General features: G+C 67.0%; 26 protein-coding genes. 9 read left to right on the top strand and 17 right to left on the bottom strand.

The genetic code is table 11. From position 1 onward, the window contains the following. Window positions 1–699, top strand: a complete 699-nt coding sequence (locus QT386_RS09895) for a pirin family protein (protein WP_289273591.1) — start codon at window positions 1–3, stop codon at window positions 697–699. An 84-nt stretch (window positions 700–783) separates the two neighbouring features. Here the strand turns inward: QT386_RS09895 and QT386_RS09900 are convergent, their stop codons facing one another. Beyond that, a complete protein-coding gene (locus QT386_RS09900; protein WP_289273592.1) occupies window positions 784–1,746 on the bottom strand; it encodes a DUF3187 family protein in 963 nt (320 codons plus the stop codon). A 202-nt stretch (window positions 1,747–1,948) separates the two neighbouring features. Between QT386_RS09900 and QT386_RS09905 the strand changes: the two genes are divergently transcribed. Continuing rightward, the gene (locus tag QT386_RS09905; protein WP_289273593.1) at window positions 1,949–3,013 is read left to right on the top strand and encodes a 3-deoxy-7-phosphoheptulonate synthase; all 1,065 of its coding nucleotides are present in this window, start codon (window positions 1,949–1,951) and stop codon (window positions 3,011–3,013) included. A 67-nt stretch (window positions 3,014–3,080) separates the two neighbouring features. Here the strand turns inward: QT386_RS09905 and QT386_RS09910 are convergent, their stop codons facing one another. The 9 genes from QT386_RS09910 to QT386_RS09950 all read right to left on the bottom strand — a co-directional run bounded on the left by QT386_RS09910 (window position 3,081) and on the right by QT386_RS09950 (window position 13,870). Then, window positions 3,081–5,063: an SDR family oxidoreductase gene (locus QT386_RS09910; protein ID WP_289273594.1), complete on the bottom strand. Its 1,983-nt coding sequence runs from the start codon at window positions 5,061–5,063 to the stop codon at window positions 3,081–3,083. A gap of 132 nt (window positions 5,064–5,195) precedes the next feature. Further along, complete coding sequence (locus QT386_RS09915) at window positions 5,196–5,504, bottom strand: SH3 domain-containing protein (protein WP_289273595.1); 309 nt, start codon at window positions 5,502–5,504, stop codon at window positions 5,196–5,198. Window positions 5,505–5,560: 56 nt separating this feature from the next. Further along, window positions 5,561–6,541, bottom strand: coding sequence for an outer membrane beta-barrel protein (locus QT386_RS09920; RefSeq protein WP_289273596.1), 981 nt, complete (start codon window positions 6,539–6,541; stop codon window positions 5,561–5,563). 126 nt (window positions 6,542–6,667) lie between these two features. Then, the gene (locus QT386_RS09925) at window positions 6,668–7,507 is read right to left on the bottom strand and encodes a hypothetical protein (RefSeq protein WP_289273597.1); all 840 of its coding nucleotides are present in this window, start codon (window positions 7,505–7,507) and stop codon (window positions 6,668–6,670) included. Between the two features lie 129 nt (window positions 7,508–7,636). Continuing rightward, window positions 7,637–8,464, bottom strand: coding sequence for a hypothetical protein (locus QT386_RS09930; protein WP_289273598.1), 828 nt, complete (start codon window positions 8,462–8,464; stop codon window positions 7,637–7,639). 20 nt (window positions 8,465–8,484) lie between these two features. After that, a complete protein-coding gene (locus QT386_RS09935; RefSeq protein ID WP_289273599.1) occupies window positions 8,485–10,206 on the bottom strand; it encodes a hypothetical protein in 1,722 nt (573 codons plus the stop codon). Beyond that, entirely contained in the window at window positions 10,203–10,850 is a 648-nt protein-coding gene (locus QT386_RS09940) for a hypothetical protein (RefSeq protein ID WP_289273600.1), read from the bottom strand. Before QT386_RS09940 ends, QT386_RS09935 begins: the two co-directional genes overlap by 4 nt. Before the next feature lie 6 nt (window positions 10,851–10,856). Beyond that, complete coding sequence (locus QT386_RS09945) at window positions 10,857–13,274, bottom strand: hypothetical protein (RefSeq protein WP_289273601.1); 2,418 nt, start codon at window positions 13,272–13,274, stop codon at window positions 10,857–10,859. 125 nt (window positions 13,275–13,399) lie between these two features. Further along, window positions 13,400–13,870 carry an HIT domain-containing protein gene (locus QT386_RS09950; RefSeq protein ID WP_289273602.1) on the bottom strand — a complete coding sequence of 157 codons (471 nt, stop codon included), beginning with the start codon at window positions 13,868–13,870 and terminating at the stop codon, window positions 13,400–13,402. A gap of 98 nt (window positions 13,871–13,968) precedes the next feature. On the opposite strand from QT386_RS09950, the gene QT386_RS09955 reads away from it, so the two are divergent. Next, on the top strand, window positions 13,969–14,619 hold the full coding sequence (locus QT386_RS09955; RefSeq protein ID WP_289273603.1) for an NAD(P)H-binding protein: 651 nt from the start codon (window positions 13,969–13,971) through the stop codon (window positions 14,617–14,619). A gap of 5 nt (window positions 14,620–14,624) precedes the next feature. Next, entirely contained in the window at window positions 14,625–15,098 is a 474-nt protein-coding gene (locus tag QT386_RS09960) for a hypothetical protein (RefSeq protein ID WP_289273604.1), read from the top strand. A 79-nt stretch (window positions 15,099–15,177) separates the two neighbouring features. Here the strand turns inward: QT386_RS09960 and QT386_RS09965 are convergent, their stop codons facing one another. The 6 genes from QT386_RS09965 to QT386_RS09990 all read right to left on the bottom strand — a co-directional run bounded on the left by QT386_RS09965 (window position 15,178) and on the right by QT386_RS09990 (window position 19,116). Next, window positions 15,178–15,567 (bottom strand): hypothetical protein, encoded by a 390-nt coding sequence (locus tag QT386_RS09965; RefSeq protein WP_289273605.1) that lies wholly within the window; start codon window positions 15,565–15,567, stop codon window positions 15,178–15,180. 9 nt (window positions 15,568–15,576) lie between these two features. Further along, the gene (locus tag QT386_RS09970; protein WP_289273606.1) at window positions 15,577–16,467 is read right to left on the bottom strand and encodes a PPK2 family polyphosphate kinase; all 891 of its coding nucleotides are present in this window, start codon (window positions 16,465–16,467) and stop codon (window positions 15,577–15,579) included. A gap of 62 nt (window positions 16,468–16,529) precedes the next feature. Continuing rightward, window positions 16,530–17,246, bottom strand: coding sequence for a hemolysin III family protein (locus QT386_RS09975; protein ID WP_367401420.1), 717 nt, complete (start codon window positions 17,244–17,246; stop codon window positions 16,530–16,532). After that, a complete protein-coding gene (locus QT386_RS09980) occupies window positions 17,246–17,674 on the bottom strand; it encodes an NfeD family protein (RefSeq protein WP_289273607.1) in 429 nt (142 codons plus the stop codon). Before QT386_RS09980 ends, QT386_RS09975 begins: the two co-directional genes overlap by 1 nt. A gap of 18 nt (window positions 17,675–17,692) precedes the next feature. Then, the gene (locus tag QT386_RS09985; RefSeq protein ID WP_289273608.1) at window positions 17,693–18,643 is read right to left on the bottom strand and encodes an SPFH domain-containing protein; all 951 of its coding nucleotides are present in this window, start codon (window positions 18,641–18,643) and stop codon (window positions 17,693–17,695) included. 53 nt (window positions 18,644–18,696) lie between these two features. Further along, on the bottom strand, window positions 18,697–19,116 hold the full coding sequence (locus QT386_RS09990; protein WP_289273609.1) for a SufE family protein: 420 nt from the start codon (window positions 19,114–19,116) through the stop codon (window positions 18,697–18,699). Between the two features lie 116 nt (window positions 19,117–19,232). Between QT386_RS09990 and msrP the strand changes: the two genes are divergently transcribed. Both msrP and msrQ read left to right on the top strand, forming a co-directional pair. After that, entirely contained in the window at window positions 19,233–20,201 is a 969-nt protein-coding gene (gene msrP, locus QT386_RS09995) for a protein-methionine-sulfoxide reductase catalytic subunit MsrP (RefSeq protein WP_289273610.1), read from the top strand. A 316-nt stretch (window positions 20,202–20,517) separates the two neighbouring features. Continuing rightward, on the top strand, window positions 20,518–21,135 hold the full coding sequence (msrQ, locus tag QT386_RS10000; RefSeq protein WP_289273611.1) for a protein-methionine-sulfoxide reductase heme-binding subunit MsrQ: 618 nt from the start codon (window positions 20,518–20,520) through the stop codon (window positions 21,133–21,135). Window positions 21,136–21,240: 105 nt separating this feature from the next. Here msrQ and QT386_RS10005 read toward each other — a convergent pair whose 3' ends face one another. After that, complete coding sequence (locus QT386_RS10005) at window positions 21,241–23,730, bottom strand: penicillin acylase family protein (RefSeq protein ID WP_289273612.1); 2,490 nt, start codon at window positions 23,728–23,730, stop codon at window positions 21,241–21,243. A gap of 115 nt (window positions 23,731–23,845) precedes the next feature. On the opposite strand from QT386_RS10005, the gene rph reads away from it, so the two are divergent. The 3 genes from rph to hemW all read left to right on the top strand — a co-directional run bounded on the left by rph (window position 23,846) and on the right by hemW (window position 26,505). Beyond that, on the top strand, window positions 23,846–24,565 hold the full coding sequence (gene rph, locus QT386_RS10010) for a ribonuclease PH (protein WP_289273613.1): 720 nt from the start codon (window positions 23,846–23,848) through the stop codon (window positions 24,563–24,565). Between the two features lie 91 nt (window positions 24,566–24,656). Further along, the gene (rdgB, locus tag QT386_RS10015; protein WP_289273614.1) at window positions 24,657–25,250 is read left to right on the top strand and encodes an RdgB/HAM1 family non-canonical purine NTP pyrophosphatase; all 594 of its coding nucleotides are present in this window, start codon (window positions 24,657–24,659) and stop codon (window positions 25,248–25,250) included. A 70-nt stretch (window positions 25,251–25,320) separates the two neighbouring features. Then, window positions 25,321–26,505, top strand: coding sequence for a radical SAM family heme chaperone HemW (gene hemW / locus QT386_RS10020; protein WP_289273615.1), 1,185 nt, complete (start codon window positions 25,321–25,323; stop codon window positions 26,503–26,505). Window positions 26,506–26,516 lie beyond the last annotated feature (11 nt).

A 26,516-nucleotide genomic window follows, 5' to 3' on the forward strand; every position in this document is an offset into this window, starting at 1 on the left:
ATGCAAGCCCTGATACGCAGCGATGAACGCGGCCATGCCGACCGTGGCTGGCTGGAGTCCTGGCACAGCTTTTCGTTCAGCGACTACTACGACCCCCAGCGCATGGGCTTCAGCGCACTGCGCGTGATCAACGAGGACATCATCGTGCCCACGGCGGGCTTCCCGCCGCATTCTCACCAGGACATGGAGATCATCACCTACGTCCTGGAGGGCACCATCCGCCACCGCGACTCCACCGGCGGCAGCGGCGACCTGCGCCATGGCGAACTGCAGGTGATGCATGCCGGCGGCGGCATCACCCACAGCGAGATCAACCCCTCGACGCAGGAACGCACGCACCTGCTGCAGATCTGGGTGCAGCCCGACCGCCGCGGCCATGCGGCCGGCTACGAGCAGTCCGCGCTGGACACCAAGGCGCTGCGCCGCGGCTTCACCACGGTGGTCGGCCCCGCCGGCAGCGGCACGCCCTTCCAGATCAACCAGGACGCGCGCCTGGACATCGCCTGGCTGGCGGATGGGCAGGTGGCGGAGAAGGCCCTGCAGCCGCAGCGGGCCTACTACCTGCATGTGGCGCGCGGCGCGGTCGTGATCAACGGCGACGCGCTGTCGGCCGGCGACGCCCTGGCGCTGAAGGACGAGACCCGGCTGGCGGTGACGGCCAGCGGCGCGGCGGAAGTGCTGTTGTTCGATCTGGCTTGATCGAAGCGAAACGGTCGCCGGCAAGCCGGCTCCTACAAGAAGCCCTGCTATAGGAGCCAGCTTGCTGGCGACAGGCGCCTTCGTTTACCGCGACGCCAGCGTCAGCCCGACGTGGATCGAGAAGTCCGGCGAGGACTTGGTGATCAGGTCTTCCTGGAAGGCGATGTCCAGCGCCCAGGCCTTTTCGATCCAGCGGCCGCCGAACACCAGCTGCAGGCCGGCACGGTCAAGCTGGTCCAGCGCGGAATCCTTGTAGAGCGGGCCGTGGGCGTAGAGCTGCGCGCCCAGCTCGATCTTCTGCGTGGCGCGCAGGAAGGCGCCCGCGCCGCCGAAGGGCACCAGGGTCTCCTGCTGGTCCTCCAGCACGTCGCCCTTCTGGTTCAGCGACAGGCCGGCGGAGGCAAAGCCGCTCCAGCGGCTGTCCTGGTCGAAGGGCAGCGCCCAGTCGGCCCACAGCGCGCCGCCGAGATTGCCCCCCGTGAGCTTGTCCTCGTCGCCGGTGGGCAGCTTCAGCTCGGCACGCAGCGCCAGGTCTTCCGTGGCGGCCCAGCCGGCGGAGACGCGCAGGTCGCCCAGCGCCCAGCCTTCCTCGGTGCGGTCCAGCAGCACCACGCCGTTCTTCTCGTAGCGGTACTGGTAGCGGTCCTGCGGCACCAGCTCGCGGCCGCCGTTGGGCAAGCCGAAGAAGTCGTGCCAGCCCTCGATGAAGCTGTCCATGAAGCCGCCGCCGACATGCACCACCGACAGTTCCGCGCCCCACTCCCAACCTTCGCCCAGGCCCGCGCGGTAGCGGCCGGTCAGGTGGGCGCTCTCGCCGTCCAGGCCGATGGTCTCGGTGCCCACCGTGTCGGTGGTGTATTCGCTGGTCAGGTCCAGGCTGTAGCGGCTGGCGCTGTCGCCCTTGGCCAGCACCCGGCCATGGCCGATCACGGGCAGGGCGAAGCCCTGCGCCAGCGCGCCCTGGTTGGTGGTGTCGAAAGGGGCGGCCTGGGCCACCGGGGCCAGCACCGCCAGCAGGGCCGCAAGCGGCAGGGTCGGACGGATCATGGGATTCCTGTGTTTATTTATTGATTAATACTGCAAATGATTATTTTAAATCTCTTTCTGCCAGGGCCCTTCCTGGCATCCCGGCCGCAGCACCGTCGCAGTATGCCGCAAGCGGCCGGCCAGACCCGTGACAGCCGCGTTTTGCCGCTCCCTGGCCTTTGCTATAGCATCGCCCTCCCTTTTGCTTGACAAGCGGTTACCGATGTTTGCCACCGAAAATACGCGGATCAGTTCCGTCCGCCCCGTCTCCACCCCCGCCCAGGTCCAGGACGAATTCCCGCTGACCGATAACGCGGCGGCGACGGTGTTCCAGACCCGCAAGGAAATCCAGGACATCCTGCACGGCCGCGACAGCCGCCTGCTGGTGATCGTGGGCCCCTGCTCGATCCACGACACCCAGGCCGCGCTGGAGTACGCCGCGCGCCTGAAGGCCTTCCGCGAACAGGTGCAGGACGACCTGCTGGTGGTGATGCGCGTGTACTTTGAGAAGCCGCGCACCACGGTGGGCTGGAAGGGCCTGATCAACGACCCGAACCTCAATGACAGCTACGACATCGAGCAGGGCCTGCGCGTGGCGCGCAAGCTGCTGGTCACGCTCAACGACATGGGCGTGCCGGCCGGCGTGGAGTTCCTGGACCTGCTGACGCCGCAGTACCTGGCGGACCTGGTGAGCTGGGGCGCCATCGGCGCGCGCACCACCGAATCGCAGCTGCATCGCGAAATGGCGTCCGGCCTGTCCTGCCCGGTGGGCTTCAAGAATGGCACCGACGGCAGCGTGAAGGTGGCGGTGGATGCCATCGTCTCCGCCCAGAGCCCGCACCGCTTCCTGTCGCTGACCAAGGACGGCCAGATCTCGATCTTCGAGACCGCCGGCAATGCCGACTGCCACGTGATCCTGCGCGGCGGCAGCAGCGGCACCAACTACGACGCCAAGAGCGTGGACGCCGCCTGCGCGGCGCTGACCAAGGCCGGCCTCAAGCCGCAGGTGATGGTCGATTTCTCGCACGCCAACAGCCAGAAGCAGCACAAGCGCCAGGTCAATGTCGGCGAGGACGTGGGCCACCAGATCGCCGGCGGCGACGATCGCATCGTCGGCGTGATGATCGAGTCGCACCTGGTGGAAGGCCGCCAGGACATCGGCCCCGACATGGTCTATGGCCAGTCGATCACCGACGCCTGCATCCACTGGGACGACACCACCGCGGTGCTGGGTGGGCTGGCGGCGAGTGTGGCCAAGCGCGGCAAGCGGCTGGTGAAGAGCGCGTAAAGCACTCCGGCTTCAGAGCATGAAAAAGGCCCGTGAAAGCGGGCCTTTTTCGTTGCTGCGGTGAAGCCTAGAAATATTCGCCCTTGAACACGTTCGCGAACACCACCTGCTCCAGCGTCGGCTTGCCGCCGTCCTTGCGGCCCTTGGCCGAGGCCGAGGAGGGGAACAGGCGGAAGCCGCGGTTGAGCATGCTGTCGTTGAGCTTGGGCCACAGCGCGTAGGACACGGCGGCGACGGTGCCCAGCGGCGTGGCGATGGACTTCGGGCGGCGCAGCACCGACTCCAGCACGGTGTCGCCGGCCTTCTCCGGCGACCAGGCCGGCACGTAGTCGTAGAGCTTGGTCGGCGCGATCATCGGCGTGCGCACCAGCGGCATGTAGATCGCGGTGACCTCGATGCCGCGGTGCTTCACCTCGGCCGACAGGCAGCGGCTGAAGGCATCGAGCGCGGACTTGCTGGCGACGTAGGCGGAGAAGCGCGCGGCATTGGTCAGCACGCCAATGGAGCTGATGTTGACGATGTGGCCGTCGCGGCGCTTCGCCATCCCCGGCAGGAAGTTGAGGATCATGCGGATGGCGCCGAAGTAGTTCAGCTGCATCGTACGCTCGAAGTCGTGGAAGCGGTCCAGCGACTCGAACACGGCACGACGGATGGAGCGGCCGGCGTTGTTGATCAGGATGTCGACGTGGCCGAAGTCCTTCAGGATCTCGGCGCAGCAATTGTCGATGGCCTGCATGTCGTTGAGGTCGCAGGGGTACACATGCGCCTCGCCTCCGGCCATCTGGATGATCTTCTGCGTCTCTTCCAGTTTCTCGCGCGTACGCGCCACCAGGATCACCTTGGCGCCGGCGGCGGCGAACTTCTTGGCCGAGATGAAACCAATGCCCGAGGACGCGCCGGTGATGACCACGACCTTGCCGGACAGCTTGCGCTCGGCGCCCTTGGGAATCTTGGCGTAGATGTCGAGGAACTGTTCCCAATAGGCCCAGAGCTTGTCGGCGTAATCCTTGATGTCCGGGCAGTTGATGCCCGAGCCCTTGAGGGCGCGGCGCGCGTTCTTGTCGTCGAACACCGCCGGGTTGGTGACGTAGCCCAGCACCGACACCGGCACGCCGATGGCCTTGGAGAGGGTCTTGCTGACGTTGCCGGGGATGCTCTCGCCGAGGCGGTTGGCCAGGTCGCGCGCCGCCTTGGGTATCGCCGGCAGCTCGAACTTGGCGGCGAACTGCGGGCCGTGCGCGGCTTCCATCAGTGTCTGCAGCAGGCTGCCGACCGTGGGCGAATCCGACTGGATCAGGCAGAAGACCTGGCCGTCGAGACCATCCTTGTGCGCGATGTGGTCCATGGCCTTGGCCACGTAATCCACCGGCGCCAGCGGCACGCGGCCGCCTTCGATGCCCAGCAGCGGCAGCCACTTGGGCACCGCGTACGACAGCTTCTGGATGGTCTTGAAGAAGTAGTAGGGGCCGTCGATCTTGTCCATCTCGCCCGTCTCGGAGTGGCCGACCACGGCGCCCGGACGATAGATGCGGAAGGGCACCTTCGACTCCTCGCGCACGATCTGTTCCGACTGGAACTTGGTGCGGAAGTAGGGGTGCGCCACGCGCTGGCCCTCGTCGAACATGTCCTCGGTGAAACGGCCGTTGAAGTCGCCGCCGGCCACCGCCACGCTGGAGGCGTGATGCAGCTTCACGTTGCCGCCCAGGTCGTTGGCGAAGGCCACGAGATTGCGCGTGCCCTCGTTGTTGATGCGGTCGCCGGTGGCGTCGTCCATGCCCATGTCGTAGACGGCAGCCAGGTGGAAGACATGGTCGATCTTGCCCTGCAGCTTTTTGAAGTCGGCCGCGGACACCAAGCCCGGCGTGGTGATGTCGCCATACACGGCGTGCAGGCGCGTGCCGGCCTCACCGTAGCGCTCCTGCAGTGCCGCGAACTTGTCCTTGGACGACTCGCGTACCAGGACATGCACCTGCGCCTCGGGCCGGGCCAGCAGCTGTTCCAGCAGGAACTTGCCGATGAAACCTGTCGCCCCCGTCACGAAATAGTTCACGGCCAATCTCCTCAAGAAAGTGATTTCGGGATCATTCTGGGAGATCGATATTACCGGGGACATGGCCGCAGAGACACAAACGCCGGCGGGGTCTCCGCCGGCGCTGGAAAATCGGACACGCGTTTGCAGCGATCACTGTGACAGTGTGGCTTCCTCGATCCAGCCGCTGTACTGCTGGTGCTGCGTATACCACCAGCCACCATCGCGATTAGTCTGCCGCACCTGCAGCTTGAGGCTGGCGCCCGCCGGCACCGGTCCCTCGATGGGGGACTGATGCTGCGGCCGTGCACGGAGCACCGTGGCCTGCTTGGTCTTCGCCGGGCCCGGCATCAGGGCCGGTGGCGGTGCCACCACGGGCGGAGCCACGATCATCACCGGCAATTGCGCCTGCGCTGAAAAGCCCAGCCCCGCCAGCACGGCAGCCACCAGAATCCTGTTCACGCCTCCCCCTTACTTTTTTTATAAGGCGGCCCGCCCGCCGGGCCGCCTTGTCCAGCTTACTGCGGCGCCAGGGCGCTGTCGTTCACCCAACCGGTGGTGTTGCCGGCATAGACATACCACCACACGCCGAGCGCATTGGGTACGCGCTGCATGAGCTGCACCTCCGAGCCGGCAGGCAGGCTGCCGTCTACCGGAGCGCCAGCACGCGGCTGACGCAGCAGCGCGGTCGGCTGGGCCGTGCGGCGGACGCCGATGATCGGCATGACGGGCTTGGACGCGGACGCGGCAGCGGCCGGAGCCACCGGGGCCGCAGCCAGTACCGGCTGCGGGGCCGGGGCCGGCGTAGCCACCGGTTCTGGCGGCATCGCCGCAGGAGCCGGGGTGTAGGCCGGTGCGGGGGTGTAGGCCGGCGCAGGCGCCGGTGCGGGAGCCGGCGGCGGTGTATAGCTGCTGCGGCTGCTGGAATTGGAGGAAGAGGAAGAGCCTCCCGAGGGCAATTCGAACACCAGGCCCAGACTGATCACGGTAACGTCGCTCTCGTTATCGACGGTCACCGGATAACCATTGAAATCCTTCACGCCCATGTAGCTTTCGAGGTCTAGCCGCAGGCCGAAATGGCGGGTGATCTTCCAGTCGCCGCCGATGCCCCAAGTAAAGCCGCTGCTGGACAGCTCATCGCTGCCGAAACCCGCCTCTTTTCCCTCGGAGTCACCCTTGTAGTAGCCCCCCTTGATCCAGACACCGGAGCCGCTTGGGCTCAGGCGGCCGTAATAGCCAGCCGAGGCACGTACCCCGGAGAATCCAATGCTGACACCGGGAAGGTCGGAAACGTCATGCTCGCCGAAGTCCGTGTAGGCGACCTCGAACATTAGCGGCAGCGATTCCGGGCGGAACCCCGCGAAAGCGGTGAAGCCGGCCGCGTCATCGACATTCTCGTATTCGTACTGCGTCATGCTGGCGGCGCCGCCCGCATAGACGCCCGCGTGTGCCGCTCCGCTCAGCAGGGCAGCGAGCCCCACCCATTTCGCCCCTTTCATGCATCCCCCGTTGTATGCGCCCGTTCCTGGGCTGGTTTGAACCCTAATCTTATTCTGCCGCGAGGGATCGGGTCATGGCATTAGCCGATCGGCTAAAACCCCCTGAAGGCCCCCAGTAAAACCAGCCTAGTAGTCCCCTTCATGGTGCTTGGCCGCCTCGCGCAGCTCGGCCCGCTGCTGCAGGCGCTGGGCGCGGTCCTTGTCGGAACGCCAGATCACGTCCGGGAACAGCAACACGCGCAGCAGGCCCACCAGCATGAACAGGTAGCTGAAGCTGAACAGGATGCCGCAAAACATCGACACCCACTCGAAGCTCGGCGCCACGTACTTGATGCCCCACCAGGACATCACGTCCACCATCGAGGCGGCCAGGCCCACCGGGAAGATCCACTGGTAGGACTGCAGCTGGTTGAACTGCATCGAGAACGGGATGCCGATGATGAAAAAGCAGGTGGTGAAGCCGAACAGGTGCGCATGGGTGAAGGCGATCAGCTTGCCCAGCGACATCTGCTCGAAGTAAGCCTGCGCCGTGCCGTGCAGCCGCAGCTGGTACCAGATCTCTGACGCTCCGAAGCAGAAGGCGATGCCGAACATCACCACTGCCATGGCGATGCCGCGCTTGGCCGCCGGCGGCAGCTCGCGCAGGTTCAGCTCCACGCTGTGCGAGTCGAAGGGGATGAACCACCACACCGCCGCCAGGATCAGGAAGAACACCGCGATCAGCGCCAGCGGGCCGCCCGCGGTGATCCACAGCGGCTTCTCCGGCGGCAGTTCGACCACCGCCGCACTCTCCACCGGCTGGTCGCTGAAGAAGTCGAAGTCGTCGCCGCCAGGCTGGGCCTGCTGCGTCTCGGCCGCCGGCACCTGCGCGGCATCCGCGTCGGCCGCAGAAACCGCCAGGCTGCGCGCCAGCAGGAACACGGCGACGAAGAAGGCCACCAGGCCGAATTCGAACAGGCGTATCACTCCCCTCTCCCGCCATGCGGGAGAGGGGCTGGGGGAGAGGGTTTCTGTAGAACTCTCCCGACGTCGCCATCCTCTAGCTTTCACAGACACCCTCTCCCCTGCCCCTCTCCCGCAAGCGGGCGAGGGGTATTAAGCATTCTTGAGCCTCACGTAGAGCAGCGTGCCCGCCTTCTTCACCGCCGCGGTGATAGCAGCATCGAGGTCACTGCCGGTGGCTGCCGGCAGCTGGTCCACGGCGATGCCGTTGAACTTGCCATAGACCTTGCTCTGCGCCGCGGCCGGCACCTGGGTGCTGCTCATGGGCTTGACCTGGGTCACCTTGAGCTGGCGGTCGGTCACCATCAGCAGGAAGAACAGCTTGCCCTTGAACTCGGCGGGGAAGATCAGCGCCGTGCCGGCTGGGCGTTTGTCCTGCAGCGGCACGTAGATGGTGTTCTCGTCGGCCTTGCCCAGGACGGCGCCCATTGTCTTGGCACGGGCGATATCGGCGTCGGTCAGGATCGCGTCGCGCGGCAGGTACTCGCGCACGCCGGGGAATGCCGCCTGCACCTCGCGCGGGATCAGGCTGGCGGTGTCCAGCCAGTCACCCTTGCTGGCGGGCGTGGAGCTCTTGCTGCCGGGATTGGCGCGGGCCTGCGCCTCGGCACCGTTGGCCGCGCCGTCGCCGTCGGCATCCTTGCTGGCGATCTTGGCGAAGGACCCGGCACTCATGCCGGCGTCCTTGAACTCCTGTCCGTAGGCATTCAGCGGCGTGCCGCCGCCATCCTTGTGGCAGGCATTGCAGGAGGGCGCGTAGCCGTACTCGGCCTTGTACATCCGGGCGAAGGCGGGCTCGGCGCTTGCGGTGCAGCTCCACAGGAGCAGCGCCGCCGTGAGGCGTGAGGCGTGAGGCGTGAGGCGTTGAAAAGCCGTGCGCCGCCGCGGCGCTGCTTCTGTCTTCTTGCTGTTACGCCTCACGCCTCACCCCTCACGTTTTTCTAGAAGTCGAACAGCCCCGGAACCGTGTCGCGCATGCGCTCCATCAGCTTCGGATCCTTCTTCAGCGCATCCTCCATCGCGGCGCGCTGCGGCGAGTCCGCAGGCGGCATCAGGGTATGCGCCTTGTCGCTGCCGCGGTAGCGCTCCCAGTCGAGCACGTCGCGGATCTTGGGCGTGGCCTTGACCTGGGCCAGCACCTCGGCCTCGTTGCGCCCGCCCATGAAGTCCAGGCGCTTGGCCGGGTTACCGCGGTGGCAGCTGAAACAGTATTCCTCGAAGGGATGCAGCGGCGAGCCGGCGGACAGTTCCAGCGGCGGACCGCCGCTGGCCTGGGGCGGCGACATCTCAGCCGTATCCAGGCAGCAGTAGGCCGGCAGGGTCTTCTCGCCCAGGGCGCCGAGCAGGGCCTGCATGAGCTTCACCCGCGAGACGGGCGCGGCACGGAACAGCATCGGGTCGAGCCGGTCCACCGCCGCCTCCAACCGCTCGGGGCCGATGCCCCCGGCCTGCTCCAGCCGCGCGCGGTCGCCGTCGCTGAACAGCGCGGCCAGGCCGTAGACGCCATCGATGTCACCAGCGGTCAGCTTGCGCTTGGGTGGGCGCGGTGTCAGCGGGTCCAATACCGCCGGCAGCTTCGGCAGCTGGTCGAAGGCCACCAGGTCCTCGTTGTTGCGGGCACCCTCGCCCGGCTGTGGTGCCGGCGTGAACAGTGCGCGGATGCGGTTGCGCAGGCCGCGCTGCCCGGCCAGCGGATCGCGGTTGCGCAGGTCCGACTCCGGCACGGCGATGCCCTCCGGCGGCCAGGACGCGGCCTGCATCTGCCGCAGCCGCGCGGCATCGACGGACTGGGCGTCGAAATTGCCGGGGTCGGAGAGATAGCGCAGTGCCAGCTTCAGCATCAGGCGGCGGCAATCCGCTCCCTCCGCGCCGCAGGCATCGATCCACAGCTGCTGCGTCACCGCAACGAAGGTGCCGGTGTCGGTCAACTCGTCGAAACGCTCCGGCGAAGCCAGCGGCTGCTCCAGCGGCATGCCGAGGTAGGGCTCGTTGCCACGCGCGGCGGCGATCATCGCGGCGATCTCGGGCTGCCCGTTGGTCTCGGCCCAGGGGCGCTGCGGGAAGATCGGCGTGCCGCCCTGATGGCAAGTAGTGCAGACCGCGCGGCGCGCGTAGACGATGCGACGCGCACCGGTGGCGGAGTAGTCCTGCACCAGCTGGAACTCGAAGCGGCCAGCGGCCTCGTTGTAGCTCAGCACCTCGATCTCGTTGGCATCTTCCACGAAGCCGAGGAACAACTGGCCACGCGGCGCCAGGCCCAGCGAGGCCGGCGTGCCCGGCGCCTGGAAATCCGCCGCCACCAGCACGCGTGGATGATGAAAGTCCGCCTGCGCCTTCAACAGCGAACGCCCTTGCGGGATCATCAGCGTCACCGGCATGCGGCCTTCCGGATCCTGCTTCTTCAGCATCTCCACCAGCTTCTCGAAGGGATACGGCAGGCCGTCGTTCTGCGCCACCAGGTGATCGAACAGCGAGCGCGTGCCGGCCGGCGGCAGATCCTCGGTGGCGATCAGCCTCGCGCTCAGGCGCGGCGCGGCATGCACCGGCTCCTGCGTGCTGCGCTGGACGATATCCGGCCCGCGCGGCCCCGACTCGGGCCGCAGCCAGAGCCAGGCGGCAATGCCCAGGCCGGCAAGCAACAGCAGGACGAAGAGGCGCTTCATGCCGGCGCGGCTCCGCGCTCGGCCCAGCCCGCGGCGACGGCAAAGACCAGGTAGCCGCCCAGCGCCATCGCGGCCACGCCGCGGGCGTCATTCATCAGCCACGGCCCCAGTGTATGACCGGCCTGCACCAGCGCCAGCACCGCGCCGAGCGTCCAGGCACGCCGCGCATGCTGCGGCAGCGCGCGCACGTAGAGCAGGATGGCGCCGGCCAGCAGGCCCAGTTCCAGCGCCAGCTCGGGCAGCGGGTAATTCCAGAGGCCCAGGCCCTGCTTGTGCTGGTCCCCATACAGCGGTAGGTCCGGGGCGTGGACCAGCAGGTCGAGGAACCAGTGGGAGGCCACGGCCGCCGCCACCGCCAGCGCCGCCGCGCGGCCGTCGCCACGGCGCCAGGCGAGATATGCCAGCCCCAGCGCGGTCGCCCAGATCGCGGTGGCCAGCAGGCTGTGGGTGTAGGGCATGTAGTAGAGTTCCACCGGGAAGGCCGCGGTGAAGCCCGGCACCACCCGTGCCTTCTCGATGCCCGCCATCACCAGCAGCGCCCAGCCGATGTCCACCGCCTGCACGGCGAGGAACATCGCCCACAGCGGCACCCTCGGCTGCGAGGCCTTGAGCGCGAAGGCGGCGCTGTAGTGGCCGACGAACATGGCCGGCTACATCAGCTTGAGGAATTCGCGCAGCGCCAGCTTGTCGTCCTTCGACAGCGACACGCCGAACTGGTGACCCTTGTTCTCCACCAGGTCATCGCACTTCATGAAAAGCGGCGAATGCGGATCGGACGAGGTGAAGGCCGCGACCGGCGTGCCCTTCTTCACCGGCAGGCGGATCGGCCCCTGCTGGTCTTCGCGCGGCGCCAGCTTGATGTCGCGGTCGGTGACGCTGATCTTCTGCGGGCGGTGCGGCGTGACCTTGGGATTGTCCGAGGTCAGCAGCTCGTCGAAGGCCATCTCGAACTGCTTCACGCGGCCGCGCACGGTGTAGTCGATGCTGCCGTCCTTCAGGTGCGTCAGCTCGCCGACCGCGTTGTTGTGCAGGAAGGGCGCGGTGGCCCAGGCCGACAGCAGCGAGAAGTTGCGCAGGTAGCCGCTGCCGCCCTCGATCTTCTTCTCGCCCAGCACGCGGCCGCCCAGGCCCGGCACCATGCGGTTGAGCACCTGCGGCACCGAGCCCGGCGACGGCCGCGCGCGATAGTCCTCGGAGGCAAACTGCTCCCAGATGTGGCCGGCGCTGTGATTGTCGTGCATGGCGCGGCACATGTTGGTGCCGATGATGTTGAACGGCACCGGCTCGTCGTTGGCCAGCCAGTCCTGCCCGAGGAAGTCCTTGCCGACGAACTGGCGCGGCCGCAGCTTGCCGCTCTGCGGATCCTTGGCCAGGTACTTGGCCTGGAATGCCGGCGAGTCGCGCTCGGCCTGGGTAAACTCGTGCTGCCAGTAGTCCTCGGCGCCAAAGACATGGCCCTCGTAGTAGCGCTCCAGCGCGGCCTTGTCGGCGCGCACGTTGTCCGGCGCGAACTTGGAGCTGTGGCAGCCGGCGCACTCGCGCGCAAAGACCTTGCGCCCCTGCGGCACCTTGGCCAGGTCGATGAAGGCCGAGCCCGGCGTGCCGTCCACGTCCCTGGCCTTCAGCAGGTAGGTGGGGCCGCCGGTCATCAGGAAGGAGGCCAGCTCCGGCATCTTGGCGTCGGCATAGTTCCAGGCCTCGCAGTCCTTGGCGCACTGCGCGATGTCGAAGGGCTGCTGGTGCGACTTGTCGCCGAAGAACGTGCCCGGCTTGGGGAACTTGGGTGTCCAGCATTCCTCGGTGCACATGCCGATGTTGACGTACACGCGGATCAGCGCGAGATGTTCTCCGACGCTGTCCTCACCGCCCTTAAGCACGTGGCGCGTGCGCGCCTTGGTGATCTTGCCGGTGACGGGGTCCTTCATGCTCTCCTCGAACAGACGCTTGTTCGAGAAGTCCATGATGTTGTTCTGCGTGCCCGGGTTGTGCTGGAAGTCGGTGGCCACCAGCGAAGTGTCGATGGTGCCCACGCGATGGCCTACGCCCAGCACCTGGCGCGACAGCGAATCCTCCGGCGTACCCATCACGTACTGCATCGGCTGCATGGTGTACTGGTTGCCGATGGTGGCGTGGATGTTCTCCCACTTCGGCTGGTTGGGGTCCTTCGGCGGGTTGGTGGGGTCGAAAGCCACGTGGCACTGCACGCAGGGGCCACCCAGCACGTAGCGCAGGTTCTTCTGCAGCTCGTCCTTGCGGTAGGGCGAGGTGGCCGGGTCGAACGTCACCTTGCCGGAGGCATCCTTGGTCACGTCCTGGTGGTACTTGCGGTAGCCCAGCACGCCGGAGCTGTGCGCGTCCGGGCAGCGGTCGTACCAGTTCGTGCTGGCATCGCCTTCCGTGCAGTCCGGGTCGTTGATCATTCCCCACTTGGTGAAGCGGTGCTTGCGCTCGCGCGTGTCGAGCCAGGGATACCAGACGTTGTCCTTGCCCACCGTGCGCGTCGTGTGCAGGTACTCCTCGTCCTGGTTGCCGAAGCTGCCCTTGAACCAGACATCGCGGCCGCGGCGGACCTGCTCACGCGCCAGTCGGGCGGCGGCGGGGTTGGTCTTGGCCAGGTCCTTGAACAGCTGGTTGACGTAGCGGCAGGACTCGGCGTCGTAGCCGGTGGGCTGCGGCTGGTCGCAGGGCGGCGGCGGCGCCTGCGGGATCGGCACGATGTCCCAGGTGATGGGCCCCTGGAACGGCGGGTAGCGCGGCGGCGAGCTGCCGTCGCGCCAGACCTTGCGGGCGGCCAGGGTGTCGTAGAAGTGCGCGTCGTACCAGGCGCGGTCCTTCTGCACCTTGGGCGAGCCATGCCAGGTGCCGGTCGTAAGGTTCAGGCGGACCAGGTCGTCCAGCGAGATCGAGCGATAGGTGGCGGTGTACGGCGCATCGGGCACCGGGTATAGGCCGGCGCCGCCGGGCACGGCGTAGGGCGCCGGGGCGGCAGCCGCGGGCTGCGCGGCCGGTGTCGCGGCCAGCGCCGCCGGTGAAGACAGCAACAGCGCCCACAGCAGCCGCTTGACCATGCCCTATCCCCTCGTCTCTCGCTGTATCGTGTGCTGGGGCCGGACGGCCCTGGCCCGCCTCGTGTCGGGCGGTGTCGGGCCAGTCTAGGGACCGGCCACGGGGGGAAGCAAGCGGAGCGGAAGGCCTACTGGTCGGTCGGCGGAGCGACCGAGGGCGAAATCGTGCGCAGCGGCATCAGCGGCAGCTCCAGCCGAGGCAGCAGGCGCTCGATCTGGGCCAGGGCCTCGCCCTCCGAATACGGCACGGCCGGGTGCTTGCCCCAGACCGGCGAGGGCCAGGCGGCGTCGCTGGTGAAGCGCACGATATGGTGCAGATGCAGCTGCGACACCATGTTGCCCAGGGCGGCGATGTTCAGCTTGTCGCCCTTGTAGGCCTGGGCCAGGGCACGGCTCAGGATCATCGACTCCCGGAACAGCTGGGTCTGGTCCGCCGCGTCCAGCTCGTGGATCTCGCGGATGTCTGCGCGCCGGGGCACCAGGATGTACCAGGGGTACTGGCTGTCGTTCATCAGCAGCAGGCGGGACAGCGGCCAGTCGCCCGCCACGATGCAGTCGGCGTTGAGGCGGGGGTGCAGGGCAAAAGAGACAGAAGTCATGGGCCATCCTTGGCAACGGCAAGCTTTGACCAGCGACCGTTGCCGCAGTTTCAACTGCCGGCGGGTACACTTCCGGCCATTGATTCGAGGATAGCACCGTGAACGAGTCCAAGACCGCCCTGCTCGCCGGGGCTACCGGCGCCATCGGCCAGCAGCTGCTGCCGCTGCTGTTGGCCTCCCCCGACTACGGCCGGGTCAAGGTCATCGGCCGCCGCCCGCCGGCCCAGGCCCACGCCAAGCTCGAGGCCGTCATCAGCGACTTCAGCGACCTGAAGGCCCTCGGCAGTCAGCTGGCCGCGGACGATGTCTACTGCTGCCTGGGCACCACCCAGGGCAAGTCCGGCCGGGCCGGCCTGGAGCAGGTGGACCATGACTACGTCGTGGCCCTGGCCGCCGCCGCCCTGGCCCAGGGCGCCCGTCAGTTCCTGGTAGTGTCCGCCATCGGCGCCTCGTCGCATTCCCCCTCGTTCTATTCCCGCGTGAAAGGCCGCATGGAAGAGGACGTGGCCGCGCTGGGCTACCCGTCCCTGCGCATCGTGCAGCCCTCGCTGCTGCTGGGCCCGCGCGAGGAGCACCGCCCCGGAGAGGCCTTCGCGCAGAAGCTCAGCCCCCTGCTCTCGCCGCTGCTGGCCGGCCCGCTGGCCAAGTACCGCCCGATCAGCACCCAGGCCGTGGCCGCGGCGCTGCTGACGCTGTCGCGGCGGCCGTACCAGGGGACGCGGGTGCATACGCTGCCGTTACGGGGGTAGCCCCGATGTTCATCCTCGCGGCGCAGCGAGATGATGACCATGTCGGGGCATTTCACAGGTATCGGACTTACCTGGAAGAGAATCGGACTCGCTTTCCGAAATGCGCCCATGCCCTGGCGATCTCGGCCTGGTACTTCGACTTTCAGCGGCACGACTGCCCGCATGACGCCTGGCTGGAATGGATACGGATCGAAGAGGCCTCCTCCGGGCAGCGCCATGAAATCCGAAGCTCGGCCATCACCATAAGGCTGCTCGGCGCTTACCACGATGGGAACATCGAGCTTCATTACCCGCGTGTTTTCGAGTACCAGTTCGACTCGCCGGGGATCGAGGGAGGCCATCGGAACTGGCGCTATGACGAATTGCGCGTGGACACCCAGGGGCGTTTGATCCATGAGATCGAGTGGTGTGGCGCCCGTACGGCCGCCACATGGCGAATCGTGGCCTCGGATGTCGAGTTTCGCTGGATGCCTTGCTAGCTACGTAGGGCGGGAAAGCGCAGCGCATCCCGCCTTCCGCATTGCCACCAGAAGGCGGGATGCGCTGCGCTTTCCCGCCCTACTGTGAAGGCTGGAAAATACATCGCCCGTAATACTGCGAGGGCACCAACTCTCCAGCCAGTATCGTATTTCTGCTGTGAACAGATTCACCATTGGCCGCGATAGCCGTGGACATAATGTTTCCGGCGCCAGTCACCTCGACGAAGCTAACTCCGTCGTTCGCCTCACTCCCGAAGGCAAGAACTTCGCTGCTCCCGCTGTTTCCTATGAGCGTGGCCTTGCCGGCCGAATCGACGACAAAGATCAAAGCGAAGGCTGGCTTCGCTTTGTGTATAGATTCACCATCAGAGAAGTGCTCATAGTTGCATCGATAAGTGGACGTCCCACCTACAGCCCACGTCGGTGAGACGAAAAGCATCCAAAAAATGGCCACGAGCGCCTTCTGCATATTTCCTCTCTACCGATCCTTCCGCAGCAACTCCCGCATCTCGTCAAACCGCAGCTTCTCCTCCGGCTCCAGCTCCGGATAGCGCAGGTCCAGCTTCTTCAGGCTGGCGACGACCAGCTCCGCCACGGTGGCGCGCATGAAGGGCTTGTTGTCGGCGGGGATCGCGTACCACGGCGCCCAGGGGCGCGAGGTGGCGTTGAGCGCGTCCTGGTAGGCTTTCATGTAGTCGCGCCAGAAGCCGCGCTCGGTGATATCGCCGCTCTCGAACTTCCAGTTCTTCTCCGGCTCGTCCAGGCGGGCCAGGAAGCGCTGGCGCTGCTCCTCGCGCGAAACGTTGAGCCAGAACTTGAGGATCAGCGTGCCGTTGCGCGCCAGGTGCTTCTCGTGGTCGCGGATGGACTCGTAGCGCTCTTCCCAGAGCTCGTCGAGCTTCTTGGGGATGCGCGGCAGCTTCTGGTACTTGAGGAACTCCGGGTGCACGCGCACCGCCAGAACTTCCTCGTAGTAGCTGCGATTGAACACGCCGATGCGCCCACGCTCGGGCAGGCGCGTGGCGGAGCGCCAGAGGAAATCGTGGTCCAGCTCCTGCAGCGAAGGGCGCTTGAAGGAATGCACGTCGCAGCCGGCCGGGTCCACGCCTGTGAACACGGCGCGGATGGTGCTGTCCTTGCCGGCGGCGTCCATCGCCTGGAAGACCAGCAATACGCTGTGGTAGTCATGGGCATACAGCATGTGTTGCAGCCCGGAGAGTTCCTCCACGGCCTCGGCCAGCCAGAGCTTGCAGGTCTCCTTGTCGGCATGCTTGGCCGGCGGCTTGGTCGCCGTGCGGTCGACGCGGAACGTGCCGTCGTAGGGCACCAGATAGGGGCTGCGCACCGCGGCAAAGCCGTTCTTGGCCATGGACTCTCCTCTTTGTTCCGGGAGTCTAGCTTGTTCCGGGAGTCTAGCCGCCCGGCAGGCTCCTAGTCTTGGGGTCCGGGAATCACGTAGAACAGGATCGCAAAGAAATGCAGCACGCTGCCGCCCAGCACGAACAGGTGCCAGACCGCGTGGTGGTAGCGCAGGCTGGTCCAGGTGTAGAAGGCCACGCCGCCGCTGTAGGTCAGGCCGCCCGCCAGCACCAGCCACAGCGCCGCCGGCTCCAGCGCCACCAGCAACGGCTTGATCGCCACCAGCGCGCACCAGCCCATCAGCAGGTAGATGGCCAGCGAGATCTTCTCGAACTTGCCGGTGGCGAAGATCTTGAACACCACGCCGGCCAGTGCCAGTCCCCAGGTGAAGGCGAACAGGCCCCAGCCCCAGGGGCCGCGCAGCGTGATCAGCGTGAACGGCGTATAGGTGCCGGCGATCAGGAAGTAGATCAGCGAGTGGTCGATCACGCGCAGCACGCGCTTGGCGCCGGGCAGCGGGATCGAGTGATACAGGGTGGAGGCGGCGTACATCAGCACCAGGGTGCTGCCGAAGATCGCCGCCGCCACGATATGCCAGGCGTTGCCGTAGAGGGTGGCCTTGGCCACCAGCACCACCAGGCCGATGATCGACAGCACCACGCCCAGGCCGTGGGTCACGGCGTGGCTGATCTCCTCGCCGAGCGAGTATAGGTTCTCGGCACCGGTGATGTGCGGCGGCTGCAGCGGATGCCGCAGCGGCGTGCCTTCCTTGGCGTGTTGGTGCTCGATTACGCGGGCTCCACGTGCAGGGTGGCGCCGTCGGCACGGGTCACTCGCACCTGCGTGCCGGCAGGCACGTCAGGGCCGGTGATGCGCCACTGCGAGTCGTCCACGCGCAGCTTGCCGACGCCGTTGACGATCGGGTCCTTCAGCGTGAAGTTGCGGCCGATGTAGGACTGGCCGCGGCGATTGAGCATCGGCTGGTCGCTTTCCTGCGCCGCCGGGCGGAATGTCTTCCACACCAGGAAGCTGCCCAGCGACAGCACCGAGAACAGCACCAGCTCGATCTCCCAGCTCAGCGGCAGCAGCCAGCTCAGGGCCCCGACGATGATCGCCGAGGCGCCGATCCACAGCAGCACGAAGCCGGTGGGCAGCAGCATCTCCGCCACCAGCAGCACCAGCCCGAACACCCACCAGTGCCAGTAGAGCACGTCCATCACGACTCTCCGTCCGGGTTACTTCGCGGGACCCGCGGAAACCTTCTTGGTCAGCTCGGCGATGCCGCCGAGGGCGCCGATCACGTTACCGGCTTCCAGCGGCATCAGCACCAGCTTCTCGTTGGGGCTGGTGGCGATACGGCCCAGCGCCTCGATGTACTTGGTGGCGACGAAGTAGTTGATCGCCTGCACGTCGCCCTTCTCGATGGCCTGCGACACCATCATGGTGGCGCGGGCTTCGGCCTCGGCCTGGCGCTCGCGGGCCTCGGCATCGCGGAAGGCGGCTTCCTTGCGGCCCTCGGCGTCGAGGATGGCCTGCTGCTTCTCACCCTCGGCGATCAGGATTTGCGACTGGCGCTCACCTTCGGCCTTGAGGATGGCGGCCTGGCGGAAGCCCTCGGCCTCCAGGATGTTGGCGCGCTTCTCGCGCTCGGCCTTCATCTGGCGCGCCATGGAGTCGACCAGGTCGGTCGGCGGGCGGATGTCCTTGATCTCGATGCGGGTGACCTTGATGCCCCAAGGCGTGGTCGCCTCGTCCACCACCGACAGCAGCTTGGCGTTGATGTGGTCACGCTGGCTGAGCAACTCGTCCAGATCCATGGAGCCCATCACGGTGCGCAGGTTGGTCATGGTGAGCTGCATGATCGCCAGTTCCAGGTGCTGCACCTCGTAGGCGGCCTTCGGCGCGTCCAGGATCTGGAAGAACACCACGCCGTCCACGCCGACCATGGCGTTGTCCTTGGTGATGACTTCCTGCGAGGGCACGTCCAGCACCTGTTCCATCAGCGACAGCTTGCGGCCGACGCGGTCCACCCAGGGCACCAGCCAGTGCAGGCCCGGCGTGAAGGTCGCGCGGTACTTGCCGAAGCGCTCGATCGTGTATTCCTTGCCCTGGGGCACGGTGACCACGCCCTTGAACAGGGTGACCACGAAGAAGATCACCAGTGCATAGAAGAAGAATGCGCCCATCGCCATCTCCAATTACTCCCTCGATTTGTCCGGCCGATTCTATCGGCCCCTTGTTACGCGCGCGCGAGTTCCTCGCGGGCGATGTTCTGGATCCGCTCCACCATAGAGTAGAAACCGTTGCGTCGGTTCATCGTGATGTGGTTCTCCAAGCCCAGGCGGGTGAAGATCTCGCCAATGTCGGAGTCCACGATCTGTTTCGGCGTTTTGTCGGAAACCACCGCAAACAGCAATGCGATCAAGCCCTTGACGATGTGGGCGTCGGAATCGCCGCGGAATTCCAGGGTGGCGGGCGAGCCCGGCTTGAGGCTATGCGAAAACCACACCTGCGACATGCAGCCGCGCACCTTGTTGGCCTCCGTGTGCTCGTCCGCCGGCATCGGCGGCAGCTTGCGCCCCAGATCGATCAGGTAGCGGTAGCGCTCCTCCCAATCACCCAGGAATTCGAAGGTCTCGATCAGTTCGTCCAGCTCCATATGCCCGTTCGTCCGCGTTTCATGATGCAACGTCCGGACATTATGACAGCCACGAACAGCCGGCATCCGGCAGTGTCAGACTGGCGTAGTTCCGAAATAAGCCCCGGAGTTCTCCCATGCTGATCCGCATCCTGCCGCCGTCGGCCGTCATTTCCAGCGAAATCACGCCGGAACCAACCTATTACCGGCGCCGCGACATCCTGGCCCGCATGGGGCTGGGTACGGCCGCGCTGCTGGCGGCCGGTTGCGGTGACGCCGCCGCGCCCGCTGCTCCGGCGGCGGCACCCTCCCTTGGCGGGCTGAAGATCGCCAAGCGCAGCGAGCAGGCCGGCGGCGAGACCGTGACGCCCTTCGAGACCACCAGCACCTACAACAACTACTACGAATTCGGCACCGACAAGGGCGACCCCGCGCGCAACGCCCACAGCCTGCGCACCCGCCCCTGGTCGGTGGCGGTGGAAGGCGAGTGCGAGGCCCCGGGCCGCATCGACCTCGATGCCCTGGTCAGGCCGCATGCCCTGGAAGAGCGCATCTACCGCCACCGCTGCGTGGAGGCCTGGAGCATCGTGGTGCCCTGGCTGGGCTTCCCGCTGGCGGACCTGCTGAAGCGCTTCAAGCCAACCTCGAAGGCGAAGTACGTGGCATTCGAGACCCTGTACGACAAGGAGCAGATGCCCCTGTCGCGCTGGAGCGGCCTGGACCTGCCCTACAAGGAGGGCCTGCGCATCGACGAGGCCATGCATCCGCTGTCCTTCATGTCGGTGGGCATGTACGGCAAGGTACTGCCGAACCAGAACGGTGCGCCGCTGCGCCTGACCATCCCCTGGAAGTACGGCTACAAGAGCATCAAGTCGGTGGTGCGCATCCGCTTCACCGAGCGCGAGCCGGTGACCACCTGGAAGCAGATGGCGCCGCAGGAGTACGGCTTCTACTCCAACGTGGACCCGGCGGTGGACCACCCGCGCTGGAGCCAGGCCACGGAGCGTCGCCTGGGCGAGCTGTTCAAGCGCAAGACCCTACCCTTCAACGGCTACCCGGAGGTGGCGCCGCTCTACGCCGGCCTGGACCCGAAGAAGCTGTACTAGGGCCTGTTGACGCTATGAACATCGCTGCGATGCCACCCGATTTGCCGCCAGGCCAGACGCGAGGAGGGCGCTTGGTGGTTCCAAGTAACCGACGAGGCCATTGGCCCAAGCTGCGGAGCGACTCAATGTCGCTCCGCAGTAAGCCCGATGGCCCGCATGGCGGCAAATCGGGCGGCACCCGGAGGGCGGGACCGTTTTGGCGCAGGGCGTCGTCCCGACCCGCTGATTTACGTTCCGTACACGGCGCGTGCCGGGACATAGCCCTGCGCCAAAACGGTCTCCGTCGCAGCGATGTTCATAGCGTCAACAGGCCCTAATGCCCGCCATCAGACGCCCGCTGCTGTGGTGGCGGCTGGCCGCCTGGACCTTGGGCGGCGGGCCGCTGCTGTGGCTGGCCTGGTGCGTGGCCACCGCCCGGCTCGGACCCAACCCGGTGGAGTTTCTGGAGCACCAGACCGGGCTGTGGGCCCTGCGCCTGCTGCTGGCCACGCTGGCGATGACGCCGCTGCGCCGCCTCAGCGGCCGCGCCGAGGCGATCCAGGTGCGGCGCCTGCTGGGGCTGTGGGCCTATGCCTGGATCACGCTGCACTTCGCGACCTACCTGACCTTCGACCTCGAATGGTCGGCGGCTCAGTTGGGCAAGGACCTGGTGAAGCGCACCTATATCACGCTGGGCTTCACCGCCTGGCTGCTGCTATTGCCGCTGGCCCTGACCTCCACCCGCGGCTGGCAGCGCCGGCTGAAACGCCGCTGGACGCTGCTGCACCGGCTGATCTACCCGGCGGCAATCCTGGCCTGCCTGCACTTCCTGTGGCTGGTGAAGTCGGATGTGCGGGAGCCGGCGATATATATCGGAATATTGACGGTGCTGTTTGCACTGCGCATCAGGAAGCCCAGTGCCATTCCCTCTCCCCGCTTGCGGGGAGAGGGCTAGGGTGAGGGGGGCGCGCTGGCAGTCTGCACTTTGGCGCGAACTGAAAGCTCCGCCCCTCACCCCCACCCTCTCGCAAACGGGGAGAGAGAGAGTCAGGAAGTTCAGCTACTCGCTCAGACTGTACTTCCGGATCGCATCCGCCTCCACATCCGCCGCCTTAAACGGCAGCTTGTGCCAGCGCTTGGCCGAGTACTCACGGGTGTAGTCGGAGAAGTGCGGGTTGGCCGGGTCGGTGGACTCGGAGTAGGTGAGGAAGCCCTCGGCCTCCACGCCGCCGCTGCCCCAGGTCACGGTCTGGATGTAGCTGTTGCCGTAGTCGATGTTGTAGCCGTCCGCGGAAATCGGGCCGGAGTTGGCGATGGTGAACGCGCCCTCGAAGCCCTCGCCGCCGAACACGGGGATGCTCTTGTCGATGAAGCCTGGGTGCTGGATCTCGCCCAGGGGCGCGTCCGGCGCAAAGCCGGCGTCGGCCACGGCCTTCACGGCATCCGCAAAGGCCACGCTCACCATCGGCAGCAACACGTTGATGCCACGCGGCGTGTTGACCGGATCGCTGGCGGAGAACGGCGTCAAATACAGCAGCGGGTTCTCGGGCCCGATCGGCAGGGGCAGCAGCGGTCCGGCGACGTTGCGGTAGAACTCGCGCCAGACGTGCGCGCCGCGCGAGTCGAGGTTGGCCTTCATGTCCCAGTTCTTCAGTGCCTCGCAGGCCGCCGCGACGTTCACCGGGCCGGTGCTGCCCACCAGCACCGGCAGGCGGCACAGGGTGCCGACCACGGTATCCCGCTCCATCTGCGCCGACAGGATCTGGCTGGACAGCACCACATCCTGTAGCGTCGGGATGTCGAAGCGGTTGCCGGGGCGGCCGTCGGTGCCGCTGAGGCGCTTGGTGATCTGCTGGATGCACAGGCGCGTGCGCAGCGAACGGGCGCTGCGCTCATCGCCGATGATGCCGGCATAGCCCTCGATGGGTTCGGCCGGGTTGGTCAGCCAGTAGCTGTCGTTGCAGTTGTGCACCCAGTCGTCACGCTGGATCTTGGGCAGGTTGGACGCACCGAAGATGCCGGGGCGCGGCGCGTCCTCGTCCGAGTCCCACTCGCAGGCGGAGCGCGAGCCATCCAGCAGCGGCAGGCCGGGCGCCAGCAGCTGCACCACTTGGTGCAGGGGAATGGCCTGGCAGGTGGTGACCTTGGAGTCCGGGACATTGGGCACTACGGTGACGTCGGAATAGTAGACCTTGCCACCCGGGCCGCTGGCCACGGTGTTGACCCAGGGCACGCCCAGCACCTCGGCCTGCGCGCGGATGAACTCGTCCAGGTTCGCCGCCTGGTTCCAGCGCGCGAACTGATTGATCAGGCTGTCGTTCTCGGCGTTGGCGTCCCGCAGCGCGTAAGCCTTGAGGTTGTTCCAGCCCAGGATCGGGATGCCGGCGGCCTTCAGCACCAGCACCGGGCCGTAATGGGTCTTGTACAGCGTGCGCGTCGCTTCCGACAGGCTGCCGTCCTCGTTCCTGACCTGGATCGTGACCGGCACCGCCACCATGTCGCGCAGCTTGCCGTCATACAGGTACTGGCGCGGGTTCAGCGGGTTCAGCGTCAGTTCGTAGAAGGTGAAACGGTAGGCGGTGGAGACGGTGTGGGTCCAGGCGATGTGATCATTGAAGCCGATCAGCACGGCCGGCACCCCGTAGAGCGAGGCGCCCATGATGTCGAGCTTGCCGGGAATGGTGGCGTGCGCCAGGTACAGGCGCTCGGTGCCGATCCAGGGGAAGTGAGGGTTGCCGTAGACCACCGAGCGGCCGTCGGTGGTGGCGTCCTTGCCCAGCGCGTACATGTTGCTGCCGAAGGTCTTCTCGCGCTGGAAGAAGCGGAAGGGGCCGGGGTCGCTGCGCAGTGCCGCCGCCTTCTGCTCCGCCGAGGGCTCGGCGGCCGACTTGGCGCGTGCCGCAGCGGCGCTGCTGCCCGACGGCGGCAGCGGCGGCGGCTGTGCCGTGGCTACTTCATTGATCCATACCGAACCGGAGGCGATCAGCGCCAGGCGCAGGTAGCGCCGGTACATGTCGTTTTCCTCGATCTCGAACACCCAGTCCGCCGCGCGGCAAGCAGCGTGGCGGCCCTCGTGCCCGCCGGCCTTGAGCTCGCGGACGTAGCGGTTGTAGCCGTCGACGAAACCACGCGTCACGTCCTTGTAGTCGGCCAGCGTCTTGTCCCGCGCCGGCGCGATCGCCTCGTCGGTGGCGGTGCTGCGCCAGTAGAAGTCGCTGTCGACGTTGTTGGCGGTGACACCGTTGGGCTGGATCGTATAGCTGCCGTCGCGGCCGAAGTAGCGCGCGCGCAGGCCGCGAATGGTGATGAAGTCCTCCTGCATCACGCAAAGGTTGTCCTCCGCGAAGGCATAGCCGTAGCCATAGCCAAGGCTGCCGAAGTCCTGCGCCTTGATGTGGGGGATGCCCAGGGACGTGCGGGTGATGTCCGCCGTGTACTTCGCCCCGCCGGGACCGGGGCCGCCGGTTTCCGGGGCCTTGTCGTCCGAACGACTGCAGCCGCCCACGAGCATCACCGCGGCCGCCAGGCCGCCCACCAACCAGTTGCGCATGAATCTCTCCTCGAAATGCCGCAGGCTCTATGGGCCTGTCATGGTTCTGGCACGATCATAGCCGCTGGCCCCCGGCCGCGCCGTATAATTCGCGGCCCTCAGGCGAGATTCCCACATGCCCACCCGTATCTCCGGCCGTGCGCCGGACCAGCTGCGTCCGGTTTCGATCCAGCGCCAGTTCACCCGCCACGCCGAAGGCTCGGTGCTGGTCAGCTTCGGCGACACCCGCGTGCTATGCACCGCCAGCGTGGAGGAGCGCGGCCCGTCCTGGAAGAAGGATGGCGGCGGCTGGGTCACGGCCGAGTACGGCATGCTGCCCCGCGCCACCCACACCCGCAGCCGCCGTGAAGCGGCCCAGGGCAAGCAGTCCGGCCGCACCCAGGAAATCCAGCGCCTGATCGGCCGCTCGCTGCGCGCCTGCGTCAACCTGGAAGCCCTGGGCAACTACACCGTCACACTGGACTGCGACGTGCTGCAGGCCGACGGTGGTACCCGCACCGCCGCCATCACCGGCGCCTACGTGGCCATGGCCGACGCCATCAACGCCATGCTGAAGAAGGGCCAGATCAAGAAGAACCCGCTGTTCGGCCAGGTGGCCGCGGTCTCGGTGGGCATCTCCGGCGGCCAGCCGGTGCTGGACCTGGATTACGCCGAGGACTCCGGCTGCGAGTGCGACATGAACGTGGTCATGAACGAGGCCGGCCAGTTCATCGAGGTGCAGGGTACCGCCGAGGGCCACGCCTTCCGCCGCGAGGAGCTCGACGCCCTGCTGGACCTGGCCACGACCGGCATCCGGCAGCTGATCGAGGCACAGCGTCAGGCGCTGGGCGCCTGACGCCGGGAATGGAGAATCGGGAATCGTAAAAGACGCGCTCGCCGCCACATGCGGGTATCCTTATCCCGATTCCCGATTCCCGGCTTTTGACATGCCCACCGAAGTCGTCCTCGCCAGCCGCAACGCCGGCAAGCTGAAGGAAATGCAGGCGCTGCTGGCGCCGCTGGGCTGGGAACTGCGCCTGGTCACCGACTTCAGCGACGAGGAGCCGGAGGAATCCGCGCCGACCTTCGTCGAGAACGCGCTGATCAAGGCACGCCACGCCTCGAAGGTCTCGGGCCTGCCGGCCATCGCGGACGACTCCGGCATCGAGGTGGATTTCCTCAACGGCCAGCCGGGCGTGCATTCCGCCCGCTATGCCGCCCAGGGCGCTGGCGACCGCGCCAACAACCGCAAGCTGATGGGCGCGCTGGAAGGCGTGGCCGAGCAGGACCGCGGCGCGCAGTTCGTCTGCGTGATGGTGTTCCTGCGCCATGCCGCCGACCCCACGCCGCTGATCGCCCAGGGCGCCTGGCGCGGGCGAATCCTGCACGAGCCGCAGGGTGAAGGTGGCTTCGGCTACGACCCGCTGTTCTGGGTGCCGGGCCACGACCGCAGCGCCGCCCAGCTCGATCCGGCATTGAAGAATCGCGTCTCGCACCGCGCCCAGGCCGCGGCCGAGCTGCTCGACATGCTGAGAGATTGACTGAATGAACTCCGGTGCCGCCATCCCTGGCGCGACCTCGGATCCCGATCTACCCCCGGCCCGCACATCCATGTGCGGGCGATCGCCGGGCCAGACTGCCATTCAAGGCAGTCTGGCTATTCCGGCGATCCCCCTATCGCTGTACCTGCACTTCCCCTGGTGCGTCCAGAAGTGCCCCTACTGCGACTTCAACTCCCACGCCCTGCGCGGGGAAGCGCCGGAAGACGCCTACGTCGAGGCCCTGGTCCGCGACCTGGAGCATGAACTGGGCGAGCCGGAGCAACGCCCGCTGGTCTCGATCTTCATGGGCGGCGGCACTCCCAGCCTGTTTTCCGGCCGCGCCATCGGCCGCGTGCTGGAGGCCGTGTCGAAACGGCTGGCCTTTGCCCCGGACATCGAGATCACGCTGGAGGCCAACCCCGGCACCGCCGACGCCTCGCATTTCCGCGGCTACCGCGCGGCGGGGATCAACCGCCTGTCCATCGGCGTGCAGAGCCTGGATGCGGCGCAACTCAAGAAGCTGGGGCGCATCCACGATCCCGGCCAGGCGGTGGAGGCGCTGCGGCTGGCACGCGACGCCGGCTTCGACAACGTGAACCTGGACCTGATGTTCGCCCTGCCACAGCAAGCCGAGGCCCAGGCCCTGGCCGACCTGGACGGCGTGCTGGCGCTGCAGCCGGAGCATGTCTCCTGGTACCAGCTCACGCTGGAACCCAACACCGAGTTCGCCGCCCGCCCCCCGCCCCTGCCGGACGATGACGCCGTGGCGGCAATGTTCGACGCCGGCCAAGCACGCCTGGCCGACGCCGGCTACGCTCAGTACGAGGTTTCGGCCTATGCACGCCCCGGCCGGCGTGCCCGCCACAACCTCAACTACTGGGAATTCGGCGACTACCTGGGTATCGGCGCCGGCGCCCACGGCAAGCGCAGCGGGCCGGCGGGAGTCGCTCGCCGGGCACGCCACAAGCATCCCAAGCGCTACCAGGAGCACGCCGGGACGGAAGCCGCCGTGCAGGAGCAACGCCTGCTGTCCGCCGAGGAGATGCCGGTGGAGTTCATGCTCAATGTGCTGCGCTTGAACGCCGGCGTGCCGGCCAGCCTCTGGGAGGCACGCACCGGCCTGCCCCTGTCGGCGCTGAACGCGCCCATGGCCGAGGCCCGGCGCCTGGGCCTGATGGACCCGGACCCGGCCCTGCTGCGGCCGACGGCGCTGGGGCACCGGCATTTGAACCGGCTGCTGGAACTGTTCCTCTAAGTCAGCTCGGA

It is taken from the genome of Solimonas sp. SE-A11 (assembly GCF_030345715.1).
Lineage (GTDB): Bacteria > Pseudomonadota > Gammaproteobacteria > Nevskiales > Nevskiaceae > Solimonas_A.

Bases quoted from the DNA above. Each gene is read 5' to 3' on its own strand.
- QT386_RS09895 (WP_289273591.1), top strand. From the start codon at position 1: ATGCAAGCCCTGATACGCAGCGATGAACGCGGCCATGCCGACCGTGGC.
- QT386_RS09900 (WP_289273592.1), bottom strand. From the start codon at position 1,746: ATGATCCGTCCGACCCTGCCGCTTGCGGCCCTGCTGGCGGTGCTGGCC.
- QT386_RS09905 (WP_289273593.1), top strand. From the start codon at position 1,949: ATGTTTGCCACCGAAAATACGCGGATCAGTTCCGTCCGCCCCGTCTCC.
- QT386_RS09920 (WP_289273596.1), bottom strand. From the start codon at position 6,541: ATGAAAGGGGCGAAATGGGTGGGGCTCGCTGCCCTGCTGAGCGGAGCG.
- QT386_RS09935 (WP_289273599.1), bottom strand. From the start codon at position 10,206: ATGAAGCGCCTCTTCGTCCTGCTGTTGCTTGCCGGCCTGGGCATTGCC.
- QT386_RS09940 (WP_289273600.1), bottom strand. From the start codon at position 10,850: ATGTTCGTCGGCCACTACAGCGCCGCCTTCGCGCTCAAGGCCTCGCAG.
- QT386_RS09945 (WP_289273601.1), bottom strand. From the start codon at position 13,274: ATGGTCAAGCGGCTGCTGTGGGCGCTGTTGCTGTCTTCACCGGCGGCG.
- QT386_RS09950 (WP_289273602.1), bottom strand. From the start codon at position 13,870: ATGACTTCTGTCTCTTTTGCCCTGCACCCCCGCCTCAACGCCGACTGC.
- QT386_RS09960 (WP_289273604.1), top strand. From the start codon at position 14,625: ATGTTCATCCTCGCGGCGCAGCGAGATGATGACCATGTCGGGGCATTT.
- QT386_RS09965 (WP_289273605.1), bottom strand. From the start codon at position 15,567: ATGCAGAAGGCGCTCGTGGCCATTTTTTGGATGCTTTTCGTCTCACCG.
- QT386_RS09970 (WP_289273606.1), bottom strand. From the start codon at position 16,467: ATGGCCAAGAACGGCTTTGCCGCGGTGCGCAGCCCCTATCTGGTGCCC.
- QT386_RS09980 (WP_289273607.1), bottom strand. From the start codon at position 17,674: ATGGACGTGCTCTACTGGCACTGGTGGGTGTTCGGGCTGGTGCTGCTG.
- QT386_RS09985 (WP_289273608.1), bottom strand. From the start codon at position 18,643: ATGGGCGCATTCTTCTTCTATGCACTGGTGATCTTCTTCGTGGTCACC.
- QT386_RS09990 (WP_289273609.1), bottom strand. From the start codon at position 19,116: ATGGAGCTGGACGAACTGATCGAGACCTTCGAATTCCTGGGTGATTGG.
- msrP (WP_289273610.1), top strand. From the start codon at position 19,233: ATGCTGATCCGCATCCTGCCGCCGTCGGCCGTCATTTCCAGCGAAATC.
- msrQ (WP_289273611.1), top strand. From the start codon at position 20,518: ATGCCCGCCATCAGACGCCCGCTGCTGTGGTGGCGGCTGGCCGCCTGG.
- QT386_RS10005 (WP_289273612.1), bottom strand. From the start codon at position 23,730: ATGCGCAACTGGTTGGTGGGCGGCCTGGCGGCCGCGGTGATGCTCGTG.
- rph (WP_289273613.1), top strand. From the start codon at position 23,846: ATGCCCACCCGTATCTCCGGCCGTGCGCCGGACCAGCTGCGTCCGGTT.
- rdgB (WP_289273614.1), top strand. From the start codon at position 24,657: ATGCCCACCGAAGTCGTCCTCGCCAGCCGCAACGCCGGCAAGCTGAAG.
- hemW (WP_289273615.1), top strand. From the start codon at position 25,321: ATGTGCGGGCGATCGCCGGGCCAGACTGCCATTCAAGGCAGTCTGGCT.